Raw genomic sequence first — 22,663 nt, 5'->3', positions numbered from 1 at the left:
CTTGAGGGAAACATGCCGATGGGTCGGGTGTTGCGGTGCCGTGCGCCAAACTATCGAGGAAAAAACGCACGGCATTCAACTAGGAAGATACTAATCGATGAGAACCCGTTGCGAGGTCCAAGCGAAGCGGTCTTGATTTTTATTTGATCGATGATGATGATACGTGCGTCGTTCATCAGTGGCTTTATCACCACCGAGCGACCAAGCATAGGCGACATGACGATGCGTAATCCAACATTACGGGCCGCGAGCCCGGCAGCTTTTCCGAGCGTTCTAGATTTGATCCGCATTGGCGGGGATCAAGGCGTTCGGGGCGTTCCTATGGGCGCTGATAAAAAGAGTTGCCGGGCTCGCGGTCGTTTACGGAGAACGCAAAATGGATACGGTTCCAGACTTAGAGACGACAATTCGACCTAGTTTCGTGCGGCAAGAACTCTGCTTCGCGATTGAGTACGATGACGACGGAAACGCCAGCATCTACGATGTCTATCAAGAGAGCCTATGCGGCATGGACTGGGCCGCATCAGCGACGAACCGGATCGCCATAGACGCGATCGTCGAACTGCGAATCCCGAAGGCCCCGCCGGTTCAGGTCGTACGTGCCCGGTCCCGAAAGGCGGTGACCGTATGAGCACCACCACCACCAAGCCGAAGAAGATATCCACGAAGCGGCCGAAGCCTCTCCCGCCACGCACGGTAACTGCGAAGGTCACGATCTTCGCGCTGCTCGTCGAGCATATCGACGGTCAGACTTTCGTCGACAACGTCGCCATCCCCGGCGTCACGGAGATGGAACTCGCCGAGTTGTACCAGACCGCGGAGACGTTCAATCATCCGAGCGTGTGCAAGGAATGTAAACGTGCCGTGGTCGTGCAACTGGATCTACAAATCCCGTTTGCGAAGCAACTCCTCCGGCAGATACCGCTCGTCGATCTTGGACGGCAGCGGGTTGTCGGTGCAACGTCTCCCGATTGGGACCATCTAGAGGATGCCGAGGTAGCGCGATACCGAAAGTCGCTAGATAGCTGCGGATAGACGAATCCGATGGCGAGACCTCGCAACGTGGAATCGTCTGGTAGGTTGGCAGGTCGGGTGTTGTGACTATCAAATCGAGGTGGTGCATGAATATCAATGATCTCATGAATGAGGGTGTCGAAATCGCTAGTTTTTACGGCTGCTTCAAACTGGGCACGAATAAGATTCGCCCGGGCGTGAAGGGCCAAATCCGAAACTTGGCGAGACAGACTATCGAAAATAAGTGGGCCAAAGAGAAGTTCGTGGAGAAGGTGAATGCGACTTGCTTTGCAACAAGAAACGCGATGAGTGTAGAGTTGCAGCGATGATAAACCCGATGCCCGGCGAGCTAGCAATTCGCCGGGCATTTTCGTTTCTATTTGCTTACTCGCCACGATATAACTAGGCGACCCTTCCACGGAGATCGAATGATGATTCGCCACGACGTACACGATGTCTGCGGCTTATGGCGGATGCACTCGGTAGAGAGAGTCGCCGAGTTGACAGACGACATCCGGAAGAACGGCGTGAAGACCCCGCTTGTCGTCTGGAAAAATCCGGAAGAAAGAGGAAAACTCGTGATCGTCGACGGCCAGCACAGGGCCGCGATCGCCGCTCAACTCGACATCGATTATCCATTCACCGAGTTCGTTGGGTCGGTCGAGGAAATGCTCGCTCACGTTACGACGATAAACGTAGCGTCGCGGCAACCGGATGCCGCTGAGTTGGAGCGAGCCATGACTTTGCTCAACGGTATGCTCCTGCTGTGCCGCAAAGCCCGAGAAGAAAACAAGCCGCTCGAAACCGGGTTGCGTTCTGTAAAGCCGGAACTGCTTAGGCCGAAAGGCACCATGCAGAGTAAAACGCCCAGACGCAAAAAACCAACGGTGTCCGCGCGGACACCGGACGCCAGCAAGCCCGGCAAGCTGGGTAAGAAGCTAGGCAAGAGTTAGCAGCGTGATTCGTATGCGACCCACCCAGAATAGCGTGTTCGCGCGGACACGCTGAAAACCATAACTGCGTGGTTTAGGCAGCTATGCCATGCGATGCCGCTCGCGGTGCGATGCCAAGGTAGAACATACCTGTGGTCATCGCCTTCCTTCGGAAGCCGGCCGTGCCCGTCTCACAGAGTTCTTTCATGCGGATGCCGAACATCGTGCTCGTCATCGCCTCCTCGCCGCTGGCTTTGCACCATGCCGAGAACTTCTCATACATCGTGATCGCAGGCGTACGAATTTGGTCATCGCCTTGGATGCACTCCTCGCCGACGAAGCGACGAACTACGTCTTCGGCGATTCGGTAGTCGGTTGTTGCCCGCTCCACGTCGGGAGGGTCGAGCAGCCCGTCGCGTTGCCAGTTCATGCAACCGCGGACCGCCCACGCCAAGATGCCGGGAAGCTCTGCTCGCAACTCGGCGGAAAGATTTTTATTTCTGCGCTCGGGCGGGAACGTCACCGTGAACGGAATCATCTTGAGTCTCCGCCAAATTCCGTTGTCGACCCCGCGAACTTTCGGGCGATGGTTCGTGGACAGCCAGATTTTTTGCGTCGGCGTGAAACTCCATTCGTCTTCGTACATCCGCCGAGCGGCGATCGGTTCACGACTAGAAAGTTTTTTCACCATCGCCTCGGACCACGAGCGGCCGTACTCCGTCTCGGAGCAGGTGACGATACGCTTGCCGAACATCGACGCAATCTCGGTCGGGTGCGAGACTCCCTTCGACAAGAGCAAGTCGTGCGAGGCGACGCCGGCGTAAGACCCCATCAGCGCCGAGATCGTTTCGACGAAGGTTGACTTACCGTTCGCGCCGTCGCCGTAGAGGACGAACAACGCTTCCTCTTTCGTCTCGCCGGTAAGGCTATAGCCGACTGCTTTTTGCAGATAGGCGACCATGTCTTCCTTGCCGTCCATCACCTCATTGACGAACTTAATCCACCGCGGGCATTCGGCCGCTGAATCGTATTCAGTCCGAATCATTTGCGTGATGTAGTCATCTCGCCGATGGTCCCTTAGTTCTCCGATGGCGAGATCGAGCGTGCCATCCGGGAGACAGAGCAGCATCGGCTCGGCATCGAGCGACGTGCATTCCACTTGCACGCTCGGATCGCTCGCCGCCGAACTCGCCATCGCCCGCATTCCACGCACCGAATGCGCGTACTTGGCATGTCGAAGTAAGTCCCTGACGTCGTACCCCTCGGAACTTACCTTCGCTACCTCTCGCCAGATTGCATCCCCGGTTTTCTTGGCGAGTTCTTGCACGTCGCCGCTGACGTCCCAAAGCCGGCCGGACCAGGCAATCCACTTGTTCCATTTCCGTACGAACAGGACGTTTCCCGCGTGCTGCCGGATAAACCGCTGACCGTTAGCAGTGTCGGTCAATTTGCGATCGATATCGATACTCGACACCCGACCTTGCTTCCTTGCTTTCTGACTCATGGCTGCCTTCCTTTTGTGAACCTCCACCACACCCGCCATGAAATCTATGCGGAACTTTGCGTTTGCGAGTTCCTGCCTGCGACTGAATTCCGAGCGAGCGACGAACTGCATGGTGGGTATGGTGGGTCAGGGGGCGTTTTTCCAAAAGTTCCCTTACGCATGCATGATGAATAGTTTCCTAAAAACAGTTCTCGACCCGCCACACCCACCATGCCCCGAATCTTGCGAAGCATCAGCGGCCAGAAAGTTTGACCTTGGACCTCGCAACCGCAAGGTAACGCATAGATTTCAAGCAGACCAATGTGAATCAATTTCACCGGTCAGCCGGGAGATGACGAGCGTTGTAACTTTTTTCAGAGGTGACGAGATGAGTCCTACGGAACGATTGGCGCAAAAGCGATACACGGTCCAAGAGGTTGCCGAGTTGGCCGGGGTGCGCGTCGAGACGGTCTACAGTTGGCGGCGAGTCGGCGTGAAGGGTCACAAGCTGCGTTTCTTCATGATCGGTGGTCGCAACGCAATTCTCGAAAACGACTTGAATAACTGGATGGCCCTGACAAGCGGCCTGCGAGACGAGCCGTCCGCACCTGCGACGATTGTGCGAACGGATCTGCAATTGGAGCGGGCCGCAAAGCTCGCTGATGGAAAGCTGGCGGCGGCCGGCTGTTAAGAAGGATGCAACGTGCTTCGGCACGAAGCGATAGACCCGGCGACGTCTCCGGGGCGATGCGACGAACGCGATGTATGCGGTCCCTCGGGACGTCGGCTGTCGCGGGATGCGAATCGCCTCGGAGAAGTTCCTGCCGGGAGGAATGTGGCGACGCCGGGAAGTGTTAGCCACAAAAAAACAAGTTCAGGAAGAACGAATGTCCAACAAATACAACTGGGGTCCGGGCTACTCGACTCGCGATATGCAAGCCGGACGCCGCGTCATTACCGACAGCGGGCCGGCACGAGATCCGATCAAGCCAGCCTTAACCCGAGCGACGTCGCCTGCAAGACGAACGCCCAACGTGCCGAACAATCCGGCTCGCGACGAAGAGGGAGACGAGGGAGATGATTTCGTGGAGCGTGCCATGCACGGCGATCTCAGTCGCCAGCGCAACACGACCCGAGAAGTCCGAGAAGTCATCGACGGGTACGTTCTGCCGGAACCGCGGCGGGAATCTCGCGGCCTTCCTCCGGGCGATTGGATCGACCGTCGGTATCTCGGGCAGTTCCACGAAGCGTCGCAGGAAAATCCCGACGAACGGAACAAGCGTGCCGCTTCGATCATCTTCGGCGAGCCGTCGAAAAACGAAGAGCGCACTCTGCTCGCCGACTTCTGCCGGGCCGTCATTACCGACTGCCGACAGCCGCACGCCTACGCGAAACACGAATGGAATAAACGGCTGCTCTCGGCCGGCACCGGAAACGCGGGGGGATTCGCAATCCCGGCCGGCTATCTGAAATTGTTGATCACCGATCCGTTGCCGCTTACTTCGCTGTACGACCTCGCGACGAAGATTCCGACCCTGAATAACGATGGGACGCACCCAACGATTTCTGCCGTGCCGGTGGTCACGTACGGAGCGGAGACCGCGGCGTTCGATGAATCGCAGCCCACGTTCGGCGAGGGGACGTACACGATGTACCGTCGTTCGGCGATGACGAAGATGACGAACAACGTCATCGAGGATTCCGACCCTTCGGTTATCGAAATCGTTCAGAAGCTCATTACGGAAGCGATGCGTACCGAGCGTGAGCGTGCTACTGCAATCGGCACCGGCACGAACGAACCGACCGGCATCTACCATTCGAGCGGCATCACGGATGTCGCCGGTGTCACGTCGATCTCGTACGCAAACTTGAACAAGCTCCTGTTCCGAGTAGACATTCGCTGGTCTACGGATCCAAGTTGCGTATGGCAGATGAATCAGGTCGTGCTCGGCGCGTGCTCCGGACTCGTCGACTTGAGCGGTCGCCCGATTTTCGTCCAAGACGCCACGACTGCGATGAGACCTTACATTCTCGGTCGGCCAGTCATCGTCAATAACTCCTTGCCGAATAACTATGTCGGAATTGGCGCAATGAAAAATTTCTGCGTGTGGGACCGCGGAATTCTGTTGCTCTCGACAACCGATCAGGCCGGCGACAGCTGGGAAAAAGGGCAGACCTGGATTCGCATCAGCGAGCGACAGGGCTCGCGATACCAGGCACCGCCTACGTCGGTCGCGTTTGTGCGATCGAGGCTGCTCACGGGCATCAGCTAAGAACCGAATCCGACGTTCGCCGGTCGTGCGCTAAGGGATTTCCGCACGGCCGGCGGGCTCGGTTTATCAGAGGCAAGCATGGCGGCACGAGTCAAGCACGGAGCAAGACGAGACCTTACGAGCGGACTACTGCCCGCGGGATGCGAGCACATCGCACGCGAAGGACGCAAGCTCCGCAACCTTCTCGAAACGGCGGTGCTCAATCTCCGCAATTCTATCGGCCCACGAGAACAAGCATTGATCCAATCGGCCCACAGGCACGAAACGATCTACCGCCTGTTGTTGCATTTCCTCACGACGCAAGCGGACCTGACCACCGACCAAAAGCTGACGATCATGCGCGACATGCGATCCAGCATTACGGCCCGCGATAAGCCGATCGCCGATCTCCGTATCGAGGATGACGGCAAGACGTTAGACGGCCTCGTGTACGACAAGGAGAAGGCGAAGGCGAATGGTTAAGTTACCGGAAATGTTTTCCTCGCCGCGGGCTTTTCGTGAAGCTCTCTTCATTGAGACCGACACAGGCCCGGAGTTGCTCGGATCGAAACTCGATCCTTGGCAGGCCGCCGACTTCGCGTCCGTCGACAATGGATGGAAAGCGGTCGCACGGAACAAGACGATCACGGGTCCGGTAAAACTCCGCGCCTATTTTGAGCGTCCGCGTGGTCATAGCAAGACTGCCGATCTCGCCGTGCAAGTCTCATGGGTATTGTTCGCTACGCAACGCATGATTTCGGGAGTCGCCGCGGCGGCCGACAAGGATCAAGCTCGCTTGCTTCGCGATGCGATCGAAAAACTTATCTCACTCAATCCGTGGCTGTCTCAATTTCTTGAGGTGCAAGCCTACAAGGTCGTAAACAAGCGAAGCGGTTCGACGCTTGAGATTCTATCGGCAGATGCCGCATCCTCTTACGGATTGACTCCGGACTTCATCGTGCTCGATGAAATTACGCACTGGATCAACGAGGCGTTGTTCGTTTCTCTTTTCTCGGCTGCCGCGAAAAAGGGAACGTGCATGCTCGTCACGATTTCCAACGCCGGCGTCGGTCAGGGTAAATCGTGGCAATGGAATTTCCGCGAAGCCGCTCGACTCGGCTCGGAAGGTAGCGATGCCGACTGGCACTTCTCTACGATCGACGGCCCGCAAGCCTCGTGGATTAGTCCGAAACATCTCGCCGAACAACGTCGCATTCTGCCGCCCGTTGCGTTCGATCGCCTCTGGTTGAACAAGTGGACGACCGGCCAAGGCGATGCGATCACCGAAGCCGACATTCTCCGTGCGATCACGATGCACGAAAAGCCAACTCGCGAATCGTTCGTCGGTGCGACGTTCATCGCCGGCCTCGATCTCGGAATCAAACGTGACGCATCGGCGATCGCCATCGGCGGTTGTGAAGCGAACGGCGGCCGTGTGAGGCTCGCACATACGGATTCATGGAAGGCGGAACCGGGTAAGACTCTCGACTTGATGAAGCTCGAAGAAGAGATCGTTCGACTCCATAAAGAGTACGGCTTCGATCTCTTCTACGATCCGTGGCAGGCCGAGTTGCTTGCCCAACGGTTGCGCAGCCGGGGAATCTCCGTGCATGAGGTGCCGTTCTCCGGTCCCAACTTGCAGAAGATGGCATCGGCTACCGTCGAGACGTTCTCCGAAGGGCAGATCGAGTTGTACAACGATGCCGCGTTGCTCGACGATCTCCGATCGCTGAAGGTCGTAGAGAAGTCCTACGGCTATCGCATTGACGCCGAGCGTGGGGCTGCCGGCCACGCCGATCGTGCCATCGCTCTCGCTCTCATGCTCCACGGTTCCCGATCGACCGATGCTCTCGGCCGGCCCGGCATCATGTTCGCCGAAGGCCCATTGCCCGACGTCTACGGCCGCATCGAAGCGATGGTTGCCGCAGAACGTGCGAAGCCGCGGCCTGACCAGCCGAAACGATTACACCCCTGGTTCAGCGGCGAACCAAGCCCCAACGCAATTCAACTTAATGGAAGGTTCTAATGCAACGATCGACGAGAGAACTCATTGAACGTGCGAAGCGTGCCATCGGTGAAGGCACCGTGCTCCGGCATGCCTCGCCATCGATCGTCGCGGTTCGTCGCGAGGTGGCAGTGCGAAAGAAGAACGAGCCACTGCCGGCGGAAGTTCACGCTCGAATCAACACTCTCGCCATCGATCGGCACGACACGATCGTCGATCCGGCCGGCTGCGATGCATCCAGCTTCGTCCGCAATCCAGTTTTGCTCTGGCAACATGGGCTCGATGCCGTCCGCGGCAACCTGCCGCTCGGCACCGTTCCGGAGTTGATGCTTCAATCTGACTTCATCGACGTCGTAGCTCGCTTCGACTTGGGCGATCCGTTCTCGGCGAACATTCATCGGATGTTCGACGCCGGGATTTTGAAAGCGTTTTCGATCGGCTTCATCGGCCGGGCATTCTCGATCGATGAAGTCGCTACCGAGGGCGTCAATCAAGACGGCAACCCGGTGTCGGGCACGTGCGAGATTCTTCGGTTCACCGATTGGGATCTTGCCGAGTTGTCGGCGGTAGCAGTCGGATCGAATCCCGATGCACTGGTTTTGTAATGGCCGACGGTACGACGTTCAAGATCAATGAGGAGTCGTATGCGAAGGCGATCGGCTACCTTGCAGCGATCCGACTTGCCGGCCCGAAGGTTGTGATCGCGGAACTAAATGCCGGGCTCGCGATATGGGGTCGAGAGATCCAAAGGCACATGCCGATCGACAACGGGCTTGCTCGTGCGTCGATCCAGATTCGGGCAGCCGCGCAAGACGAGAGCGGCCGTATCTCCGGAGCGGTCGGCAGCAACCTCGATTATCTCAAGTACCTTGAGCTAGGCGGGGAAAACGCACGCGGGCTGATTAAGGCCGTGAGCATCTGGAAGGAAGGGATGTCGCCCATCATCCATTGGGCCGCGAAGGACATGGGCATCCAGGATCTCCAAGATAAATTCGGCCGCACTCGCAGCGGCAGCAAGCGTCGGGCCACGCTCGAAAAGCAACTCGCGAAGGCCAACAATTCCAGCACCGAAGAATTCGCTCCGCCGTTTCGCGGCTCGTGGCCGCTGGTAAGTGATCGAATCTTGAACCGACTTCGCACGCGATTAGTAAACCTACTCCGCACAGGGAAGATTGACGAATAATGGATATTTTTGCACTCGCCGGCGAACTCGGCTTAAACGTAGACGGGCTTAAAAAGGGCTCGCATGAAGCGGAAGCGGCTATCGCGGCGCTGCGCAAGGACATGGGCGAAAACTTCGACGGGCTCGCCGCCGATAGCGGTTCGTCGTTCGGCCGGCTCACCGGCAAGTTCGGCGAGATGACTGCCGCTCTCGGCTCGGCGATGGACCGGATCAAGTCTCGCATCGCAGACCAGGCGATGAACTTCGCCATCGACGGCATCCATGCTTTCGCGGAAGCCGAAGCGTCGGAGATCCGAGCGTCGGCCGCCATCCGCGCGACGGGCAACGCGGCCGACTTCACGCTTGAACAGATGAAGGCACTCGCTACGCAGATTCACGAGACGTCGAAATTCGAGGACGATGCGGCATTGAGCACGATGGCGTTGCTCGCCAGCATGAAAGAGATCAAAGGGGACGTCTTCCGCGATACGATGGTAGCCGCGGTCGATATGGCTTCGGCACTCGGCATGTCGTTGGAGCCGGCCGTCACGATGCTCGGCAAGGCGTTGACCGACCCGGAACGCGGCATGGCATTACTCCGTCGCCAAGGTGTCGCATTCACCGACGAGCAAACGGCTCTCGTGAAGCGGTTGATGGCGTCGGGCGACACGATGAAGGCGCAGCAGGTTATCCTCGATGAACTCAAATCGCGGTACGCCGGAACGGCAAAAGAACTTAACGATTCGCTCGGTGGCTCGCTCGATCGTGTGAACAAGAAAATGGGCGACATGAAGGAGCGGATCGGCGAAGAACTCGCCCCTTCCCTTCGCGACCTTGCCGACACGAGCGGCGGCATGATCGACGCTACTGCCAGCATCTTCGGCAAGATGTTCGACGGCTTCGCTCTCGGCTTCGCAATGTTCGAGGGGGATGTGAAGCGGGCCAACGGTATTCAGATGCGGTTGGAAGCGAAGGCTATGGAGGCCGATGCTCAATGGGCCGCTCGAAGCGGCGACATGCAAAAAGCCAAGCAGCTTCGCGACGAAGCGAAAGCACTACATGCCAAGTCGGAAGCGATGCTCTTTGAACAAGAGATCGGCCCGGCACCGGCTACGAAGTCCAAGCCATCGGCTGCAAAGCCAGGTCAACCCGTGGTTACGTCGACCGGCACGGCATTGGTAACGGCTACCTCGGATGGATCGTCGACGGCCGCCGCTCCGACCGTCGTACCGATCGACCGGACCAAGGCAGCCGATGCGGCCGTAGCGTTCGCCGGCACGGCCGCGGGGAAAAGCGATCTCGCTTCCGTTGGATCCGATCAAGCCCGCAGCTTCATCAGCGGGATGCAGGACGAGTTGAAGACGCTCGCCCCGGACCTCAAGTTCGACTTCTCGTACATGAGGGTAGACGACAAGAGCAAGACGGCCATCGACGACATCCTGCGAAAATACAAAGCATCGCTCGAATTGATGCCCGGTTACAACGCGAAGATGTGGGATGCGACCGAAGCCCGCGTAAGGGAGAGTTTGCACAAAGCCGCCAAGAGCGAAGGTGAGCAACGGGCATTCCATCTGGCGTCAGCCGATTCGGCCGTGAAGGCATCGGCCAAGATGTTCGATGCACACGATGAGCGGATGGAGCAGTCCGAAAAGAAGGCGAAGGAATTCGCCGAGCGTGAAGCCGAGCGAGCGAAGGGGCGGGCAACGCCGCTGAACCTTACGGGCATGGACGGCACGACGAAGGCCGCACTCGGCAGCGCCACGCATGGCGAATCGCTCGGGATGTTCAAGGAGATGGCCGACGACATCCGCAAGGCGATGACGCCGAAGGAAGGGGAAGCGGTCGACGTCGCGAACATCGAAACAATGCTCGTCAACTATCGGCATGTGCTGTCGAAGATGCCCGACTACTCGGACGAAGCGTTCATGAAGATCCGAAACTCGATCATGACCAACGCAACGGCCAGCCTCACGGCCTCGGCCGAGATGCAAAAGCTCTACTTCGATCGAGTGACGGCCGCCGCGTCCAAAGGTGCCGAAGTGTTCGCGAAAGCGGTGAAGCCGAAAGCGTTCGGCGAGGCCAAGCCGACCGACGACTTCGCTAGCCTGCAAAAGATGACCAGGAACGAGCTGCAAAAGAAGATTGCATCGTCCGGCCAACAGTTTCAAAACGCTCTCGGTGTCGCCGGCATTTCCCCGGAGCAGAAACGCGGGCTCAAGTCGTTATCCGATGAGTACCAGGCCACAATGGTCCGGATTAAGAATTCGACGGGCGACGCTCGCGCCGCGAACATCGAGCAACTGAAGGTCATCACCGACGCTTGGGCGAAAACGTATCAGGCGATTCGTGATGGCAGTAAAAAGACCGTCGAACAGTTGATCGCCGATGCGAAAAAGGAAGGCGACATCGGAAAGCAGACGGCCGGGCAGCGAGCGATAAGTGCCAAAGAGAAGCGGCAGAACATTATCGCGGCACGTCAGGCCGACGATGCGTTGATGGGTGGTGGCGGCGGTGGAATGATGGACTCGATCTTCGGTATGGCTCAGCAGATCAGCAGCCACTTTAGCAACGCCATGTCGGGTATCGGAGCGGGCATGGCGACTCTAGAGGCCGTCATGCAACAGACGACCGACCCGGTAGCCAAGTTAGGACTGGCGATCGACAACGTCGCGGCTCGCATGGAGCAGGCCCGCATTAACGCGGCCAGCTTCGGGGGCGGGATACAAGCCTTGAATGACCTGCAGAAGGAAATGAACGGATTGCAGCAGCACAAGATGGAAGTCCTTCGCCAGGAAGCCGAGGAGAGGGTCCAAGCCGAGAAGGTGCATACCGAGTCGTACAAAGCACGTGAGTTGGAAAAGGAAGAACGGGCCAAACAAGCTCGTCGTGAGGCAGGTTACGACTTGGCGTCACTCATTGCGGTGGGTGATAAGAAGCAGGCCGTGACGTTCAATATCTATGGTGCCGGAGACGTTCGCGAACAGGCCGACCGTATCGAACATGAAATGATCCGTCGCGGAATCAACGTCGGGGCGAAGCGTTCGCTTGACAATAAATAAGGGGTTAGAAATGCAGGTAGACGAAGCGTTCGATGATTTGACCAAGGAAGTATCGCTGGCGATTGCCGAAGGGCAGTACACCACGCTAGGCACGTGCTACGGCCCGCACGACGTCACGGCATGTAAGGAGATCGGCTTAGACCGTTCCGCCACCATATCGCACCTAGCGACGCTCGTGGCATGGATGATCTTCGATTGCCGAAACCTCGACCTCGTGCTCTTGGAGGACTTGGAGATCGCGAAAGAGAAGCTGAAGATTCACTGGGTCGAAGCCCACTTGCACCTCATCAGGACCATGGGATCGCGTGCCGTCTCCCGAGGGTTACGTTCGATCGATTGGACGATCGGCAAAGAGGCTGCCGTAATCCTTCGACAGCAGGCATTGGAGACGATGAATCGTGATCGTGATGACACCGTAGCACCTTGACGATGCCGACCTCTACCCGCTGCCCGTTTGCTACTCATCATCTGCTTATGCTATGGGCACTTGCGTTCGTTGGGTGTGAGCGCGGAAGTAAACGTGGACGTCCACGTTTGATGAATATCGCTCGGAAGCAATCCACGTTATTTACGTTATAAGATCACACACTTTCACACAGTTGTTAGTGCATCGTGCATGCGGTAAGATGCTGGGAATTGCGGAGGATGAAGTCTTGCCGACGAGTTATCTGGCAATCTTCGGGACGTAGAGGTCGCATGTTCAAATCATGTCGCCCCGACTTTTGACGCTCGTTGACCTCAGTTGTCAGCGAGCGTTTTTCTTTTGCCACTTCGTCACTTGTGACGATTCGCGGCGTGACGTTCCGCCCGTTGCTCATGGGTGCCGATTTGTCAGCGGACGACCACGATTTACTCGATTCGTCAGCAGTTGGTGCAAGCGGCGGTGCAAGCGGCGATGAACGATAGCCATCGGTCCCGGTTGACTTTAGGGCGATTCGATCCGTTTGGGGGCCGCCCGAAAGCGGTAGCGAGGGGAGTGATTCGAGCGCTCCGGCCACGTCGAGCAGCTTCGGATCGGTGTAAACGTTCATCGTCAGATCGATCGACGAATGACGCATCGCAGCTTGCGCCGTGCGAGGTGCGACACCCGCCTTGCTCAACAGCGTGCCGTAGGTGTGTCGCATGGCATGAACGTCGACCGTGCGGCCGCGCTCGTCTTTCTTGGCGATGCCGGCCGCCTTCAGGTCGCGGTCGAGGATGCGAACCAATCCGGTCGGCACATTGAACAGCGGCGTCTCGGCAGGCAATCGCGTCACCTTAGTCCCTTGCTGGCACAACCGTAGCTTAAAAGCAGCAGCGTCGAGCGTATCGCGTTTCGCGGTTCGAGCGGCCTCGGTGTCGAACGGGACCGTCGGCGATTGCGTAGCGGCTTCGTAGGCCTTCGCTTTATCGCTCACCCATGCCCGCAGATCCTCGGCCAGATCGGACCGGAGCGGTATGTCGGACCCTTGGCGGTTCTTTTCGTCCGCGGCATGTAGCACGACCAGCGGCGTCGGCCCGTCGAGTTCCAACTGCCCGACGGTCAGCGATGCGAGTTCTCCCTTCCGCAGCCCGGTCAGTACCAACGTCTTGTAGATCAACGCCCGTTCGCGGCCGAGCAGTTCGAGCCGTTCCCGAACGTCGTCGCGCAGCTTGCCGGCGACTTCGCCCGTTCGGGCACCTCGGCGAATGGTCATCGCGTCGAGCAGAGGTCGCCGTCGCGCCACGTCGAGCAACTTCACAAGCTCGGCCTCGGTCAGCGATCGGCGCTTGCGGCGGCAATCGGCCTTGGCGTCCGCCTTCGGCACGTTGGCGAACGGATTGTCGACCAGTCGGTGCGACTGACGGCACCAGTTGCAAAAGCCTATGTACGCTTCGCGGAAGCCGTTGCGAGCGCCCGGCGACATACCCGCCGCGGCCCGGGCGTTCAGCCAATCGACCAGCGCCGAGGCGTTCAGGTCCGATAGTTGGTTGAAGCGGCGATCGGCAGCCACTCGATTGAGGCGGCTCTCCGTCGTCTTGATTCGCGTTTTCGTCACACCCTTTGCGGTCAGGTGCGCGATGTATGCGGCGACGTGCTGCGCCAGCGGCACCGATTGATGGTCGGCCACGGCATTCTCGGCCGAGGTCATCACGCCCGCCTTAACCAACTCGGCCCGACGTTCGAGGTCCCCAAGCACGCTACGCGCCGCGGTTTCATCGCGGCAGCCGGTCGCCGTTTCCCGCACGACGTTCGCGCCGTCGCGATACTTCGCGGTAAACGTGCGAGCCTCGACCGCGATGCGATCGGTCCCGCCAGTGCCGGTCGTCAGCGGCGCGGTTCGCGTCTTTCCCTTCGCATCCTTCCAACGTGCGAAACGTTGTCCGACACGGATGAAGATTTCCGCACCAATTGGTAGCGGCTTCGTGAACGACTTGCGGTAGACGGTGCCCATAAAATTACTCCAGCGTACTAAACCTGAGCTTCAATAACGCACTAACTTGAAGTAGATCAGTGAACCTTTAAGAATCTTGTCTACCGGAATATCAACTACCATTACTTCGGCGCTCGCTGCGGTGTCATCTACAGCCGGTGTAATATGCGTCGAGATTTCGATCTCACGGCGAAGAACTTTAGAGCTTTCGAGGACGACCACATATTCGTCACCCATGCCAGGCCGATCTTTCAGTAATTCAGCAACTTGAGCCTCGCTCGCTTTGAGTTCAAAATCGAAATGCAATTGAGCGGCGTCAACGAGTACGGCTCCGAATCGAACGGAGAAGCCTGTGTCATTCTCGACCACGTCGCGTAAACGTGCGCGAATGCAAACCTTTCTCGGATGTCGAAAGTAGCGCTGCACGTCGACGGTGAAAATCGTTCTTTCATACGACTCGAAATTGTCGATCGCGATTTGCGCTTCTGAAGCAATGGATTCGATTGGCCTTCCATCGGCACCGAATGCTTTTATTGCTAGTTCCTGCTCTCTCTTGATGTTTTCCTCAAACAGTTGCTCTTCGGTCTTTACTTCGATCGCTGCGGCGTGTTTCTCGACTTGCTTGCTATTCTCCTTCGAGCCATTGCAACCAGACGCAAACAGGACTGCCGATATGGCTAGCGAAAAGTTAGTGAAATTCATCGTATTATCTTCACATTGAAGTAAGTCGCCAGCTTGTCCGCCATGTCGAGCCGCAGCGACCGCTCGCCGTTGACGAAACGCCGTAAGCTCGCACGGTCGACGCCCGATGCCTTGCCGAGCGTCAACAGCGGCAGACCGCTATCGACGATCGCTTGCCGCAACACCTCGGTCATCGTTTTGTTCTTTCGCTTTGCCATAGTGCGCCAACTGTCTCATATTCGGCAAGCCACGTCAAATACATTCGCCGAACTCTCACCGGTGGCTCGGCCGTTTCTAGTCGCCCAAGTAAAGGTAGGTAGTCGCACGCCGTTTTGCCCGGTCGCCTATTTCAACTTCGCGCAGCACCTCGTCGACGGCCAGTACTTTCAGCCACTCCCATGCCGTTGTATGCGTAACACCGAGCAGCTCGCCCGCAGTCCGACTTGCCAGAAAGAACGGCTTCGTGCCCAACGGACGCTGAAGTTCCTTGCACAAGCAAATGAGAAAACGTAGTTTCGGTTGCTCATATTCCAGGGCGACGAGAGGCATCGAAGCGGCAGCCATTTTCAAGGCGGCAGCATAAGCCTCATCGACCGGACCGTGCCCGGCGGCAAATCGAATGACTTTCCAGCCGCGGGCAAATTCGAGCCAAGTCGTCTCGAACGGCTTCGTGCGGATAACCGGAAGCGCCGCAGCATGCCAACGACGGACCAATGGTTTCAATGCTTTGACCGGCAATCCAGCTAATTCAGGAATCGACTTTAGTCGTCGTGCATATTCAAAAAGCCTTTCGTTCCGCTTGCCCTCTCCCGTCGGCAAAGTCGCTGCTATCGCCTCGTCGATACGGTAAGTTGACACAGAGGACGCAGTACACTCAGAAGACACAGATAGACTCAGGTCATAACTTGCGCCTTCTGTGTTCTCTGTGTCAGCCCGAACCGACTTGCTCGCTTCGAGGATTCGCTTTATGACGACGTTCGGAAGAGGCGCAGTGTCGCATTCATCGAGCGAGACAAGCCATTCTCGACGAGTACCGTCGGAATTGACGCTTGGCGGCAGCAGCGATTGCGCACCCTTGCTTCCGGCACCGATCCGAATGCCGAGGCCACGGAAGTTGACGATGCCCTTGCCAGTTTGCTGAAGGTCATCGTGCCAGCGGAAAAGCCGGTGTTTCCCTCGACGGCTCTTAAACGTCGGCGTAACGTCAGGTTCGCATCCAGCGAATAGTTCCGTAAAGGCCCGCTCCTCGTCGGCACTATCGGCTTCTAAATCGATCAAACCGGACCGCGGGCCAAGCACGATGCCTAAATTTAGATCACCTCGCAAAGCGAATGCCCGCCTGATGTCCGAGTCGGTCCACGCGTGTTGCGGCCACTCCGAGCCATTGCCGGTGGCACTCCAACCTCGACCGAGCGGCTTCTTTCCATCGCAGAGCGTAATCGGCAGATTGCGCCGCCGCAGTTTAAGCGCTAGCTCAACCATCGACGGCATTTCGGGCTGCGATACAATGCACTTCGGGGATGAGCGACGAATCATCTTTCACCCCCTCGGCCCCGCGGTTGCACCCGCGGGGCCATTTTCGTTTTGGGGAAATCACTAGTCGAGCGGCAGCGATTCAGGCCGCAGCCGAGCAACTTCTCGGCCTTACCGTGGTCGTCAAGTTCCCAACGCCGGGAAGTCGTACCGCCCGGCCGCCGCTCGCCGGGTTTCGAGCCGTTGCCCTTATAGTTGGGGTTCATTGCGAGCCCCCCTTCGACGCAACCGTTCGGACCGCTTTGCAGCCGCCAGCCAGCCAAGCGTCGAGCGTCGGCTTCGACCAGCGAACCAACGCTCCGAGTCGTACAGGCGGGGGCATCTTGCCGCCATCGCTCAGTCGGTAGACGTGCCTAGTCGAGCAGCCGCCGAGCAGTTCGGCGACGGCGCGCACGTCAAGCAACGCGGGCGAGGTGTGTGAGGCGACGGACAATTGTCCGTCGTTTGCGGTCGATGGACCGCTTCGATGAAACAGGGACATTCGGGACTCCTTACTGATAAGCGACTCTGCCCTTCGCCCACATGGCGACGTGCTTCGTCACAACAGTTCGGAGTATCTGCCGACTCAATTTTGTCGCCGAGCAGTAATTCAAAGATCGCATAAGCCTATGCGAGGCCATGCATTGCAATCCGTGACAATTTCTACTCCATCGAACCGACAAAATTATTCTGTCGGATTTGTCGGGTCGGTGGGTTTGCATCGGCGTTCATAGGCAAGGCGAATTGTATCGGCGCTCACTTGCGTGTCGTCGCGATGTTTCCTCTGATATTTTTCGAGAATTTGAGGGTATGGGAGCGGCGGGTCTTGCTCACGGAATGGTTTAGCAAAATCTGCTCGACGGGTTACATACGGATCGCGATTGCGCCCCCCAGTAGGGCCCTTTAGAGCAGGTTCGACAGCCGCGGCTAATCGTCGCTCTTCGGCCACTAGCTCGGCTTCCAACTTCTGAAAACTGAATACTCGTTTGGTCGCTAAGGCCACGGACAAAGTCGACCATTTCAACTTAAACGCCGCTTCGTCTATCTCCCAAAAACGCCTCGGCTTGCCGTCCACAACCTCGAAGGTTTCATTCAGCATCGTCTGCGTCCAATCGTCAACGATTTTCCGCCCTACCTCTGCCCAACTGTTACCGCTATAGCCGTAGAAGTCGACAACACGATTGTCGTTCACCGTCCCCAGCCGCCTCACCAATTCGTCATCGCTGAAAAACTCGTTTCTTCTCACGGCTCCGTCGGTAACGAGATGGCGACACCTCGCCAGGAAGGGAATGCCGCTGTTCTTTGTACAACGGCGCATCTCGTAGATCGTCACCAGCGCCAGTCGGATTGAGTCGTGAACCGTTCCCTGCTCAATGATCTTCGGCGAGAGTACCGGGGGTGGTTCGTCGGGCAACACCTCGGCCATGATCGGAATCCTTCGTGAAGTCGGGCCGGTCGCGGCGGCGATTTGTCACGAAAGGACACCATTGCGCCGCCGCCACCGAATGAAGCAGATCGTCGACCGTCGCCGACAACCCGCGCCCGAAGGCGTTATTTTATCACCAGCCGGCAGAACTTGGCAGGCGCGCCGAAATCCCTCAATTTCGCAGAAAAATCTGCGCGGTGGGGCTTTGGTCTAGAGTCGTCACCCTGCAGAGATTCGACCCACCCTACCCGACGACGAGCGCGCCCTAGCTCGCAAACTTCCCGCCGCGCAGCTTACGGGCGAGGCCGAGCGTCACCATGGCTTGGAGTAGCTCTTCGATCGTATCACGCTGCGCTCGGGTGAAACGTCTGGCCAGTTCGTCCGGCGTGACCGACGATTCGCAATCCCGAAGAATCGCCGCGACGGCTTTCGCTTGCGCCTCTCGGGTCTTGGGCCAGTCGCGCTTCGCGGTCTTGGCGGCTGGCTTCGCTTTCACCTCGGCGGGCTTCTTCTTCGCTCCCTTGCCGCGCTTCTTCGGCTTCTCGGCCTCGTCCGCTTCGTCGTCGTCCGAGTCGTCGTCGACCAGCGCCAACCCCTTCTGCTTCGCGCGGCCGTCGGTTGGGTTCTGAAACTCCGGGCGGAGCCAACGGATTTTCCCTTCGTCTTCCTCGGCGGCCCGTTCGGCGTTCAAAGCGACGAGCCGTTCGAGAATCCCTTCGTCGGTCAGTGTCGCGGGCCAGCCGTAAGCGTCGAACACGGCGGCGTCTAAGTCGTCATGGATCTGCTTGAGGACGGAGACGAGCCCTTGCTCGTGCGTTGCCTTCTCTTTTGGCGTCAACGTCTCGCCATTCCGCAACTTATCCAACACGTTGTACATTTCGGTCAACGTGAGCTTCGGATGGAGCGATTGCTGACGCTTGCGATGCGCGTCGAGCTGCTCGCCGAGTTCGCGTATGGTCTCACGTTGCTCATCGCTGCCACTTGGGAATGGGAAAGGCAGAAACGTTACTTTGCTGTTGTACCGCGGTCGGTCTTCCAGAGTTCCTCCAGTTTGCCGCGACCATATCTGATGAGGCTTGCTACTTAGAATGCCGAGTATCTGTGCATCGTCCGACGCTATGGCATAAGCCATCGCATCGGGTAGGACGTCCGGCGCGAGAAACATGAATGGACGATGCTTTGCAGTGTTTGGCGTTGCGATGTATCGGGAGAGACCTTGAATAGCGGATCGTAGTTTCGGCGCGTTTTCTGCGAAAAGCCACCAATTGCGCCGTCGTATTTCTCTTGGGTTTTGGTCTCTCTCAGGCTTCACGCGATCGAAAAGTCTTTGGAAAATCTGCGGGAACTCGGATTTCACTTCCTCGGCCGATAGTCCGAAACAATCCATTACCCATTTCGGCGTAATTCTCTGAACTAGGTCTTTTCCGATTACATAACGCCGGACGATGCGAGGTAGTTTCGCAGTGCTGATACTCATCTCTGCCATGCTCTTCGAATCTAATTTGAATCCGCTGTTTCCCGGAATGACACCTTGAAAGCAGAAGTCAATGTTGGACTCTAGGGGCTTCAATTGCGTTATGTCGAGATCGCTTCGAAGTAGGCTTGTGATTCTAGCGACGGTTGAATATTCGACTTCGACTAGAGGGCTCGACTGCGGCTTAACGGTGCCCAAACGTAGTGGGCCTTGATAGTGAGCGGCACTGGCGACGACCGTCATCGCCACTTGAACCGATGCTCCGTCTTGATCCTCGACCCAAGGATGGTCATCGACAGCCAAAACGATTTTCACGCCAGGCACGCGGGAAAGATGGAAGTCCAGCACTGGTCGAGAATACTGCTGCGTGATGCTATTAGTAGTAATGAGTCCGAATCGCCGAAGGAGATTGTCCTCGACTAGTGCAGCGCAGTGGTGCCACCAATACATCACAAAATCGGCGGTCTCTTTCACGTCGGGGTAGCTTGAGACCACGGCATCAACGTAGTCGGGGCCCGTAGTAGAATTCAGCTTTCGGACGCCAATATATGGTGGATTGCCCACCACGAATTCAGCCGCCGGCCATTCCGCTTTTCTCGGGTTGATGTAACGCTCAACAAGCACGTAGGCCGATTCGTCCGGCACTTCCTCGCCCGTCACTGGGTGAATTTTCATCGTCCGGCCGTTCCAGCGCGTGACCGGCTGCTGCTTCTCGTCGAGGACCGCTTCTTTGCGGTCCCAAGCGAGAACGGCGTCGCGGCATTCGATGTTCTTGTAGTTCTTGATGATCGGCTCGGCCGGCGCTGTGTGGCCTCGGGTGCGGAAGTGCCATTGCAGATAGCCGATCCAGAGGACGAGATCGGCGATCGCCGCGGCCCGAGGGTTCACTTCGATGCCGAGGAATTGATGCGGATCGACTTCGAACAGTGTCCCCTGCTTGTCGCCGAACTCGACAAGCGCGTTGAGCACCTCACCTTCAAGCCGCTTCATTTGCTCCAGCGTGACGTAGAGGAAGTTTCCGCTGCCGCATGCCGGATCGAGAACGCGTGTTTTGCAGAGTTGCTCGTGGAACGTGCGCACGGTCTTTTGTGCCGCCGCCAAGTCGCCGAGCTTCGCTGCCGACACGGCGACCGCATAGGCCGCTTGCCAATCTTCGCGGAGCGGTTCGATTACGGTCGGCAGGACGAGCCGTTCGACATACGCCCGAGGGGTGTAGTGCGCGCCCAGCTTGTGGCGATCGATCGGATCGAGGGCGCGCTCCAAGAGGGTGCCGAAGATCGCCGGTTCGACGTCGGTCCAATCGGACCCGGCCGCCTCGTGCAACAACGCGAGCATCGGCTTCGTCAGCGGCAGCGCTTCGCTTTCGGCGAAGAGTCCGCCGTTGAACCGCAACAGCGACTTACGCAAGCCGGCCGAGTAGCCGCCGGTGTTCATGGTCCGCCAGAGGTCCTCGGCCGCCGGCTTGAAGTTCTCCGGCTCGTCGCGGAGATCGGCAAGCAAGTTCTTAAACGATCCGCGAGGAATCAACTCGACGTCTTCGGCGAACATCGTGAAGAGACAGCGCATGAGGAATTTCGCGACGTCCTCGGCGTCGTGCTTCGCCTTCTCTAACAGCTTCGCGAGTTCGGCCAGTCGTTCGGCAAGCTCCCGCGTGACCTTTGCGGCCCGCCGGCTTGGGTCGAGCGCGAGGGGGTCGAGCCAAATTTGCCGAAGCCGAAGGCGAACGTCTTCCCGTTTGAGATCGTCGAGCGTCAGCCGGAACGATTGCGGGTCGGGGAATTGAACGTAGGTTTTGCCCGAGCGGCTGAAGTCGCTATAGAGTTCGATCGAGTGGCCGACGTCGACCACGATCAGGAACGGGGGCCAGCCCTCCGAGACGGGTAAGGCCCGAGCGTAGCGGTCGGCTTGTCCGCGAGCGCGGACCATCGCATCGTCCCAAGCCTTCGTGCCGCGAATCGCGGTGCCGCGTCGCTTCGGCTTCTTCGCGGTCGCCGCTTGGAGCGCCTCGGCCTCGTCGTCTTCGGCGGTGTCGGCGTCGCTCCCCTGCTTCGCTTCGAGCACGAACGACGCGCGGCGATAAAGATCGATCCGGCCGATCGAGTGCGAGCCGTCGGCCTCGGAGAACGTTACGTTGCGTTCGAAGACGTAAGCGTTTTCGGCGTCGTCGTCTTGCGCAGGATCAGGCTGCGGAACATCGAGCAAAGTGCAAAGTTCGGTCAGGAAGATACCGTAATTCGCTCGCTCGGCTGCGCCGGATCTATTCCAACGGCTGATGAAACTTTCCGGCGTCATGGAGCTGGCCCGAGGTGCGAGAACGCAAAAGGGGGCAGTTTACCCGCTCCACCAGCGGGGGGCTACGGAGAGGGTGCGCAACGGCCGACCGGCTGCACGAAAGGAAGGACAGAGAGTTGCATACTGCCTCCCATCGGTAAGGCCCGCGACGAAATATCGGCCGGAAAGGACCCGCGATGCCGGGGCCCTGCGAACCGACGCAGGTCTTCCCAGCTTTCCAAAAACAACCGTTACCCTCCGTGTGTGACGGTGGACTAGGTAAGATTGGTTCCTCGTATCTTGGGAGCTGCCCCCGGTCTTTCGGGTCCTTGGAACTGTGTCCGCATCCGGACGCTCACCGTGCGTTCGATTCTACCCCGGCCGATCATTCAGGTGTCGTTTGCCCCAATCTTCGATGAGCCGTTCGAGTTCTTCTTTCGACGGCGGGAGTCGGGCAGGATCGTCGTCGTCATCCGACGGCTCGACGAACTCCGTCGGCCGGCCGATCGCTCGGTTGAGAAGTTCGCGAATCGCCCCTAGGTCACCGCTCACAGCGAGCGCGATAAGTTTGTTGGCGATCGCCCCAATGTCGTCGGGCGTGATTCGATCCAGTAACTCGACCCTTAGTTGCTGAACCCTCTGCGCCATCGGATTGCCTCGGCCGTGCCGGTTGCCCGGCGCGAAGCGGCCGCTCGATTTCCGACCGTTATCATCCGTAGGTGACGGTGCCATCCCTATCCCCTTTCAGTTGTGGAGTTCGAGCCAACCGATTGCCCGATAAGCATCGCGGCCAGCTTCGCCCTCGACGACGGATCGAGGCCGGTCAACATTGCGGCCAGCGCGGCGAGCGAATCGGTGCCTTCGTTCACGTTTTCGGCTTCGCTGGTGCAAGCCACGGTGCAAGCGGCGGTCGAGGATGCGCCGGAGCCTTGAATTTGCGGCGTTTCAGTAGCATCGCTCTTACGTTCGGGACGTAGAGGTCGCATGTTCAAATCATGT

21 protein-coding genes are annotated in these 22,663 nt (G+C 58.2%); 11 read left to right on the top strand and 10 right to left on the bottom strand.

What is annotated here, in order from left to right:
* The first annotated feature begins 627 nt into the window (after window positions 1-627).
* From K8U03_05990 to K8U03_05980, 3 genes are all read left to right on the top strand, one after another.
* Window positions 628-1,035, top strand: a complete 408-nt coding sequence (locus K8U03_05990) for a hypothetical protein (GenBank protein MCE9604442.1) — start codon at window positions 628-630, stop codon at window positions 1,033-1,035.
* 86 nt (window positions 1,036-1,121) lie between these two features.
* Entirely contained in the window at window positions 1,122-1,343 is a 222-nt protein-coding gene (locus tag K8U03_05985; GenBank protein MCE9604441.1) for a hypothetical protein, read from the top strand.
* A gap of 102 nt (window positions 1,344-1,445) precedes the next feature.
* Window positions 1,446-1,967, top strand: a complete 522-nt coding sequence (locus K8U03_05980; GenBank protein MCE9604440.1) for a ParB N-terminal domain-containing protein — start codon at window positions 1,446-1,448, stop codon at window positions 1,965-1,967.
* A 73-nt stretch (window positions 1,968-2,040) separates the two neighbouring features.
* Here the strand turns inward: K8U03_05980 and K8U03_05975 are convergent, their stop codons facing one another.
* Complete coding sequence (locus K8U03_05975) at window positions 2,041-3,450, bottom strand: DUF5906 domain-containing protein (GenBank protein MCE9604439.1); 1,410 nt, start codon at window positions 3,448-3,450, stop codon at window positions 2,041-2,043.
* A gap of 367 nt (window positions 3,451-3,817) precedes the next feature.
* Here K8U03_05975 and K8U03_05970 point away from each other — a divergent pair, with 367 nt between their 5' ends.
* From K8U03_05970 to K8U03_05935, 8 genes are all read left to right on the top strand, one after another.
* Window positions 3,818-4,120: a helix-turn-helix domain-containing protein gene (locus K8U03_05970; protein MCE9604438.1), complete on the top strand. Its 303-nt coding sequence runs from the start codon at window positions 3,818-3,820 to the stop codon at window positions 4,118-4,120.
* Between the two features lie 196 nt (window positions 4,121-4,316).
* Window positions 4,317-5,702 (top strand): phage major capsid protein, encoded by a 1,386-nt coding sequence (locus K8U03_05965; protein MCE9604437.1) that lies wholly within the window; start codon window positions 4,317-4,319, stop codon window positions 5,700-5,702.
* Window positions 5,703-5,780: 78 nt separating this feature from the next.
* A complete protein-coding gene (locus K8U03_05960) occupies window positions 5,781-6,164 on the top strand; it encodes a hypothetical protein (protein ID MCE9604436.1) in 384 nt (127 codons plus the stop codon).
* Complete coding sequence (locus K8U03_05955) at window positions 6,157-7,707, top strand: phage terminase family protein (protein MCE9604435.1); 1,551 nt, start codon at window positions 6,157-6,159, stop codon at window positions 7,705-7,707. Before K8U03_05960 ends, K8U03_05955 begins: the two co-directional genes overlap by 8 nt.
* Complete coding sequence (locus K8U03_05950; GenBank protein MCE9604434.1) at window positions 7,707-8,291, top strand: hypothetical protein; 585 nt, start codon at window positions 7,707-7,709, stop codon at window positions 8,289-8,291. Before K8U03_05955 ends, K8U03_05950 begins: the two co-directional genes overlap by 1 nt.
* Complete coding sequence (locus tag K8U03_05945) at window positions 8,291-8,869, top strand: hypothetical protein (protein ID MCE9604433.1); 579 nt, start codon at window positions 8,291-8,293, stop codon at window positions 8,867-8,869. The genes K8U03_05950 and K8U03_05945 overlap by 1 nt, the downstream gene beginning before the upstream one ends.
* Window positions 8,869-11,907, top strand: a complete 3,039-nt coding sequence (locus K8U03_05940) for a phage tail length tape measure family protein (protein MCE9604432.1) — start codon at window positions 8,869-8,871, stop codon at window positions 11,905-11,907. The genes K8U03_05945 and K8U03_05940 overlap by 1 nt, the downstream gene beginning before the upstream one ends.
* A 10-nt stretch (window positions 11,908-11,917) precedes the next feature.
* The gene (locus K8U03_05935; GenBank protein MCE9604431.1) at window positions 11,918-12,334 is read left to right on the top strand and encodes a hypothetical protein; all 417 of its coding nucleotides are present in this window, start codon (window positions 11,918-11,920) and stop codon (window positions 12,332-12,334) included.
* Between the two features lie 175 nt (window positions 12,335-12,509).
* Here the strand turns inward: K8U03_05935 and K8U03_05930 are convergent, their stop codons facing one another.
* From K8U03_05930 to K8U03_05890, 9 genes are all read right to left on the bottom strand, one after another.
* Window positions 12,510-14,321 (bottom strand): site-specific integrase, encoded by a 1,812-nt coding sequence (locus K8U03_05930; protein MCE9604430.1) that lies wholly within the window; start codon window positions 14,319-14,321, stop codon window positions 12,510-12,512.
* 30 nt (window positions 14,322-14,351) lie between these two features.
* Window positions 14,352-15,002 (bottom strand): hypothetical protein, encoded by a 651-nt coding sequence (locus K8U03_05925; protein ID MCE9604429.1) that lies wholly within the window; start codon window positions 15,000-15,002, stop codon window positions 14,352-14,354.
* On the bottom strand, window positions 14,999-15,199 hold the full coding sequence (locus K8U03_05920; GenBank protein MCE9604428.1) for a helix-turn-helix domain-containing protein: 201 nt from the start codon (window positions 15,197-15,199) through the stop codon (window positions 14,999-15,001). Before K8U03_05920 ends, K8U03_05925 begins: the two co-directional genes overlap by 4 nt.
* Before the next feature lie 76 nt (window positions 15,200-15,275).
* Window positions 15,276-16,517: a bifunctional DNA primase/polymerase gene (locus tag K8U03_05915; GenBank protein MCE9604427.1), complete on the bottom strand. Its 1,242-nt coding sequence runs from the start codon at window positions 16,515-16,517 to the stop codon at window positions 15,276-15,278.
* Between the two features lie 199 nt (window positions 16,518-16,716).
* Entirely contained in the window at window positions 16,717-16,995 is a 279-nt protein-coding gene (locus K8U03_05910; GenBank protein MCE9604426.1) for a helix-turn-helix domain-containing protein, read from the bottom strand.
* A gap of 183 nt (window positions 16,996-17,178) precedes the next feature.
* Window positions 17,179-17,919, bottom strand: a complete 741-nt coding sequence (locus K8U03_05905) for a hypothetical protein (protein MCE9604425.1) — start codon at window positions 17,917-17,919, stop codon at window positions 17,179-17,181.
* A 265-nt stretch (window positions 17,920-18,184) separates the two neighbouring features.
* Window positions 18,185-21,685, bottom strand: coding sequence for a class I SAM-dependent DNA methyltransferase (locus K8U03_05900; protein ID MCE9604424.1), 3,501 nt, complete (start codon window positions 21,683-21,685; stop codon window positions 18,185-18,187).
* Between the two features lie 351 nt (window positions 21,686-22,036).
* On the bottom strand, window positions 22,037-22,312 hold the full coding sequence (locus K8U03_05895; protein MCE9604423.1) for a hypothetical protein: 276 nt from the start codon (window positions 22,310-22,312) through the stop codon (window positions 22,037-22,039).
* Window positions 22,313-22,398: 86 nt separating this feature from the next.
* Window positions 22,399-22,650, bottom strand: a complete 252-nt coding sequence (locus K8U03_05890; GenBank protein ID MCE9604422.1) for a hypothetical protein — start codon at window positions 22,648-22,650, stop codon at window positions 22,399-22,401.
* Between the last annotated feature and the right edge of the window lie 13 nt (window positions 22,651-22,663).

The organism is Planctomycetia bacterium, assembly GCA_021413845.1.
Classification (GTDB): Bacteria; Planctomycetota; Planctomycetia; order Pirellulales; family PNKZ01; genus PNKZ01.
Note: the sequence above shows the minus strand (reverse complement) of the source record. Positions and strands in the feature narration are given on the sequence as shown.

Coding starts and splice junctions, on each gene's coding strand:
- K8U03_05985 (MCE9604441.1), top strand. CDS start 1,122: ATGAATATCAATGATCTCATGAATGAGGGTGTCGAAATCGCTAGTTTT.
- K8U03_05915 (MCE9604427.1), bottom strand. CDS start 16,517: ATGATTCGTCGCTCATCCCCGAAGTGCATTGTATCGCAGCCCGAAATG.
- K8U03_05945 (MCE9604433.1), top strand. CDS start 8,291: ATGGCCGACGGTACGACGTTCAAGATCAATGAGGAGTCGTATGCGAAG.
- K8U03_05905 (MCE9604425.1), bottom strand. CDS start 17,919: ATGGCCGAGGTGTTGCCCGACGAACCACCCCCGGTACTCTCGCCGAAG.
- K8U03_05940 (MCE9604432.1), top strand. CDS start 8,869: ATGGATATTTTTGCACTCGCCGGCGAACTCGGCTTAAACGTAGACGGG.
- K8U03_05910 (MCE9604426.1), bottom strand. CDS start 16,995: ATGTCCCTGTTTCATCGAAGCGGTCCATCGACCGCAAACGACGGACAA.
- K8U03_05980 (MCE9604440.1), top strand. CDS start 1,446: ATGATTCGCCACGACGTACACGATGTCTGCGGCTTATGGCGGATGCAC.
- K8U03_05895 (MCE9604423.1), bottom strand. CDS start 22,312: ATGGCGCAGAGGGTTCAGCAACTAAGGGTCGAGTTACTGGATCGAATC.
- K8U03_05925 (MCE9604429.1), bottom strand. CDS start 15,002: ATGAATTTCACTAACTTTTCGCTAGCCATATCGGCAGTCCTGTTTGCG.
- K8U03_05900 (MCE9604424.1), bottom strand. CDS start 21,685: ATGACGCCGGAAAGTTTCATCAGCCGTTGGAATAGATCCGGCGCAGCC.
- K8U03_05960 (MCE9604436.1), top strand. CDS start 5,781: ATGGCGGCACGAGTCAAGCACGGAGCAAGACGAGACCTTACGAGCGGA.
- K8U03_05965 (MCE9604437.1), top strand. CDS start 4,317: ATGTCCAACAAATACAACTGGGGTCCGGGCTACTCGACTCGCGATATG.
- K8U03_05935 (MCE9604431.1), top strand. CDS start 11,918: ATGCAGGTAGACGAAGCGTTCGATGATTTGACCAAGGAAGTATCGCTG.
- K8U03_05950 (MCE9604434.1), top strand. CDS start 7,707: ATGCAACGATCGACGAGAGAACTCATTGAACGTGCGAAGCGTGCCATC.
- K8U03_05970 (MCE9604438.1), top strand. CDS start 3,818: ATGAGTCCTACGGAACGATTGGCGCAAAAGCGATACACGGTCCAAGAG.
- K8U03_05955 (MCE9604435.1), top strand. CDS start 6,157: ATGGTTAAGTTACCGGAAATGTTTTCCTCGCCGCGGGCTTTTCGTGAA.
- K8U03_05890 (MCE9604422.1), bottom strand. CDS start 22,650: ATGCGACCTCTACGTCCCGAACGTAAGAGCGATGCTACTGAAACGCCG.
- K8U03_05990 (MCE9604442.1), top strand. CDS start 628: ATGAGCACCACCACCACCAAGCCGAAGAAGATATCCACGAAGCGGCCG.
- K8U03_05975 (MCE9604439.1), bottom strand. CDS start 3,450: ATGAGTCAGAAAGCAAGGAAGCAAGGTCGGGTGTCGAGTATCGATATC.
- K8U03_05920 (MCE9604428.1), bottom strand. CDS start 15,199: ATGGCAAAGCGAAAGAACAAAACGATGACCGAGGTGTTGCGGCAAGCG.
- K8U03_05930 (MCE9604430.1), bottom strand. CDS start 14,321: ATGGGCACCGTCTACCGCAAGTCGTTCACGAAGCCGCTACCAATTGGT.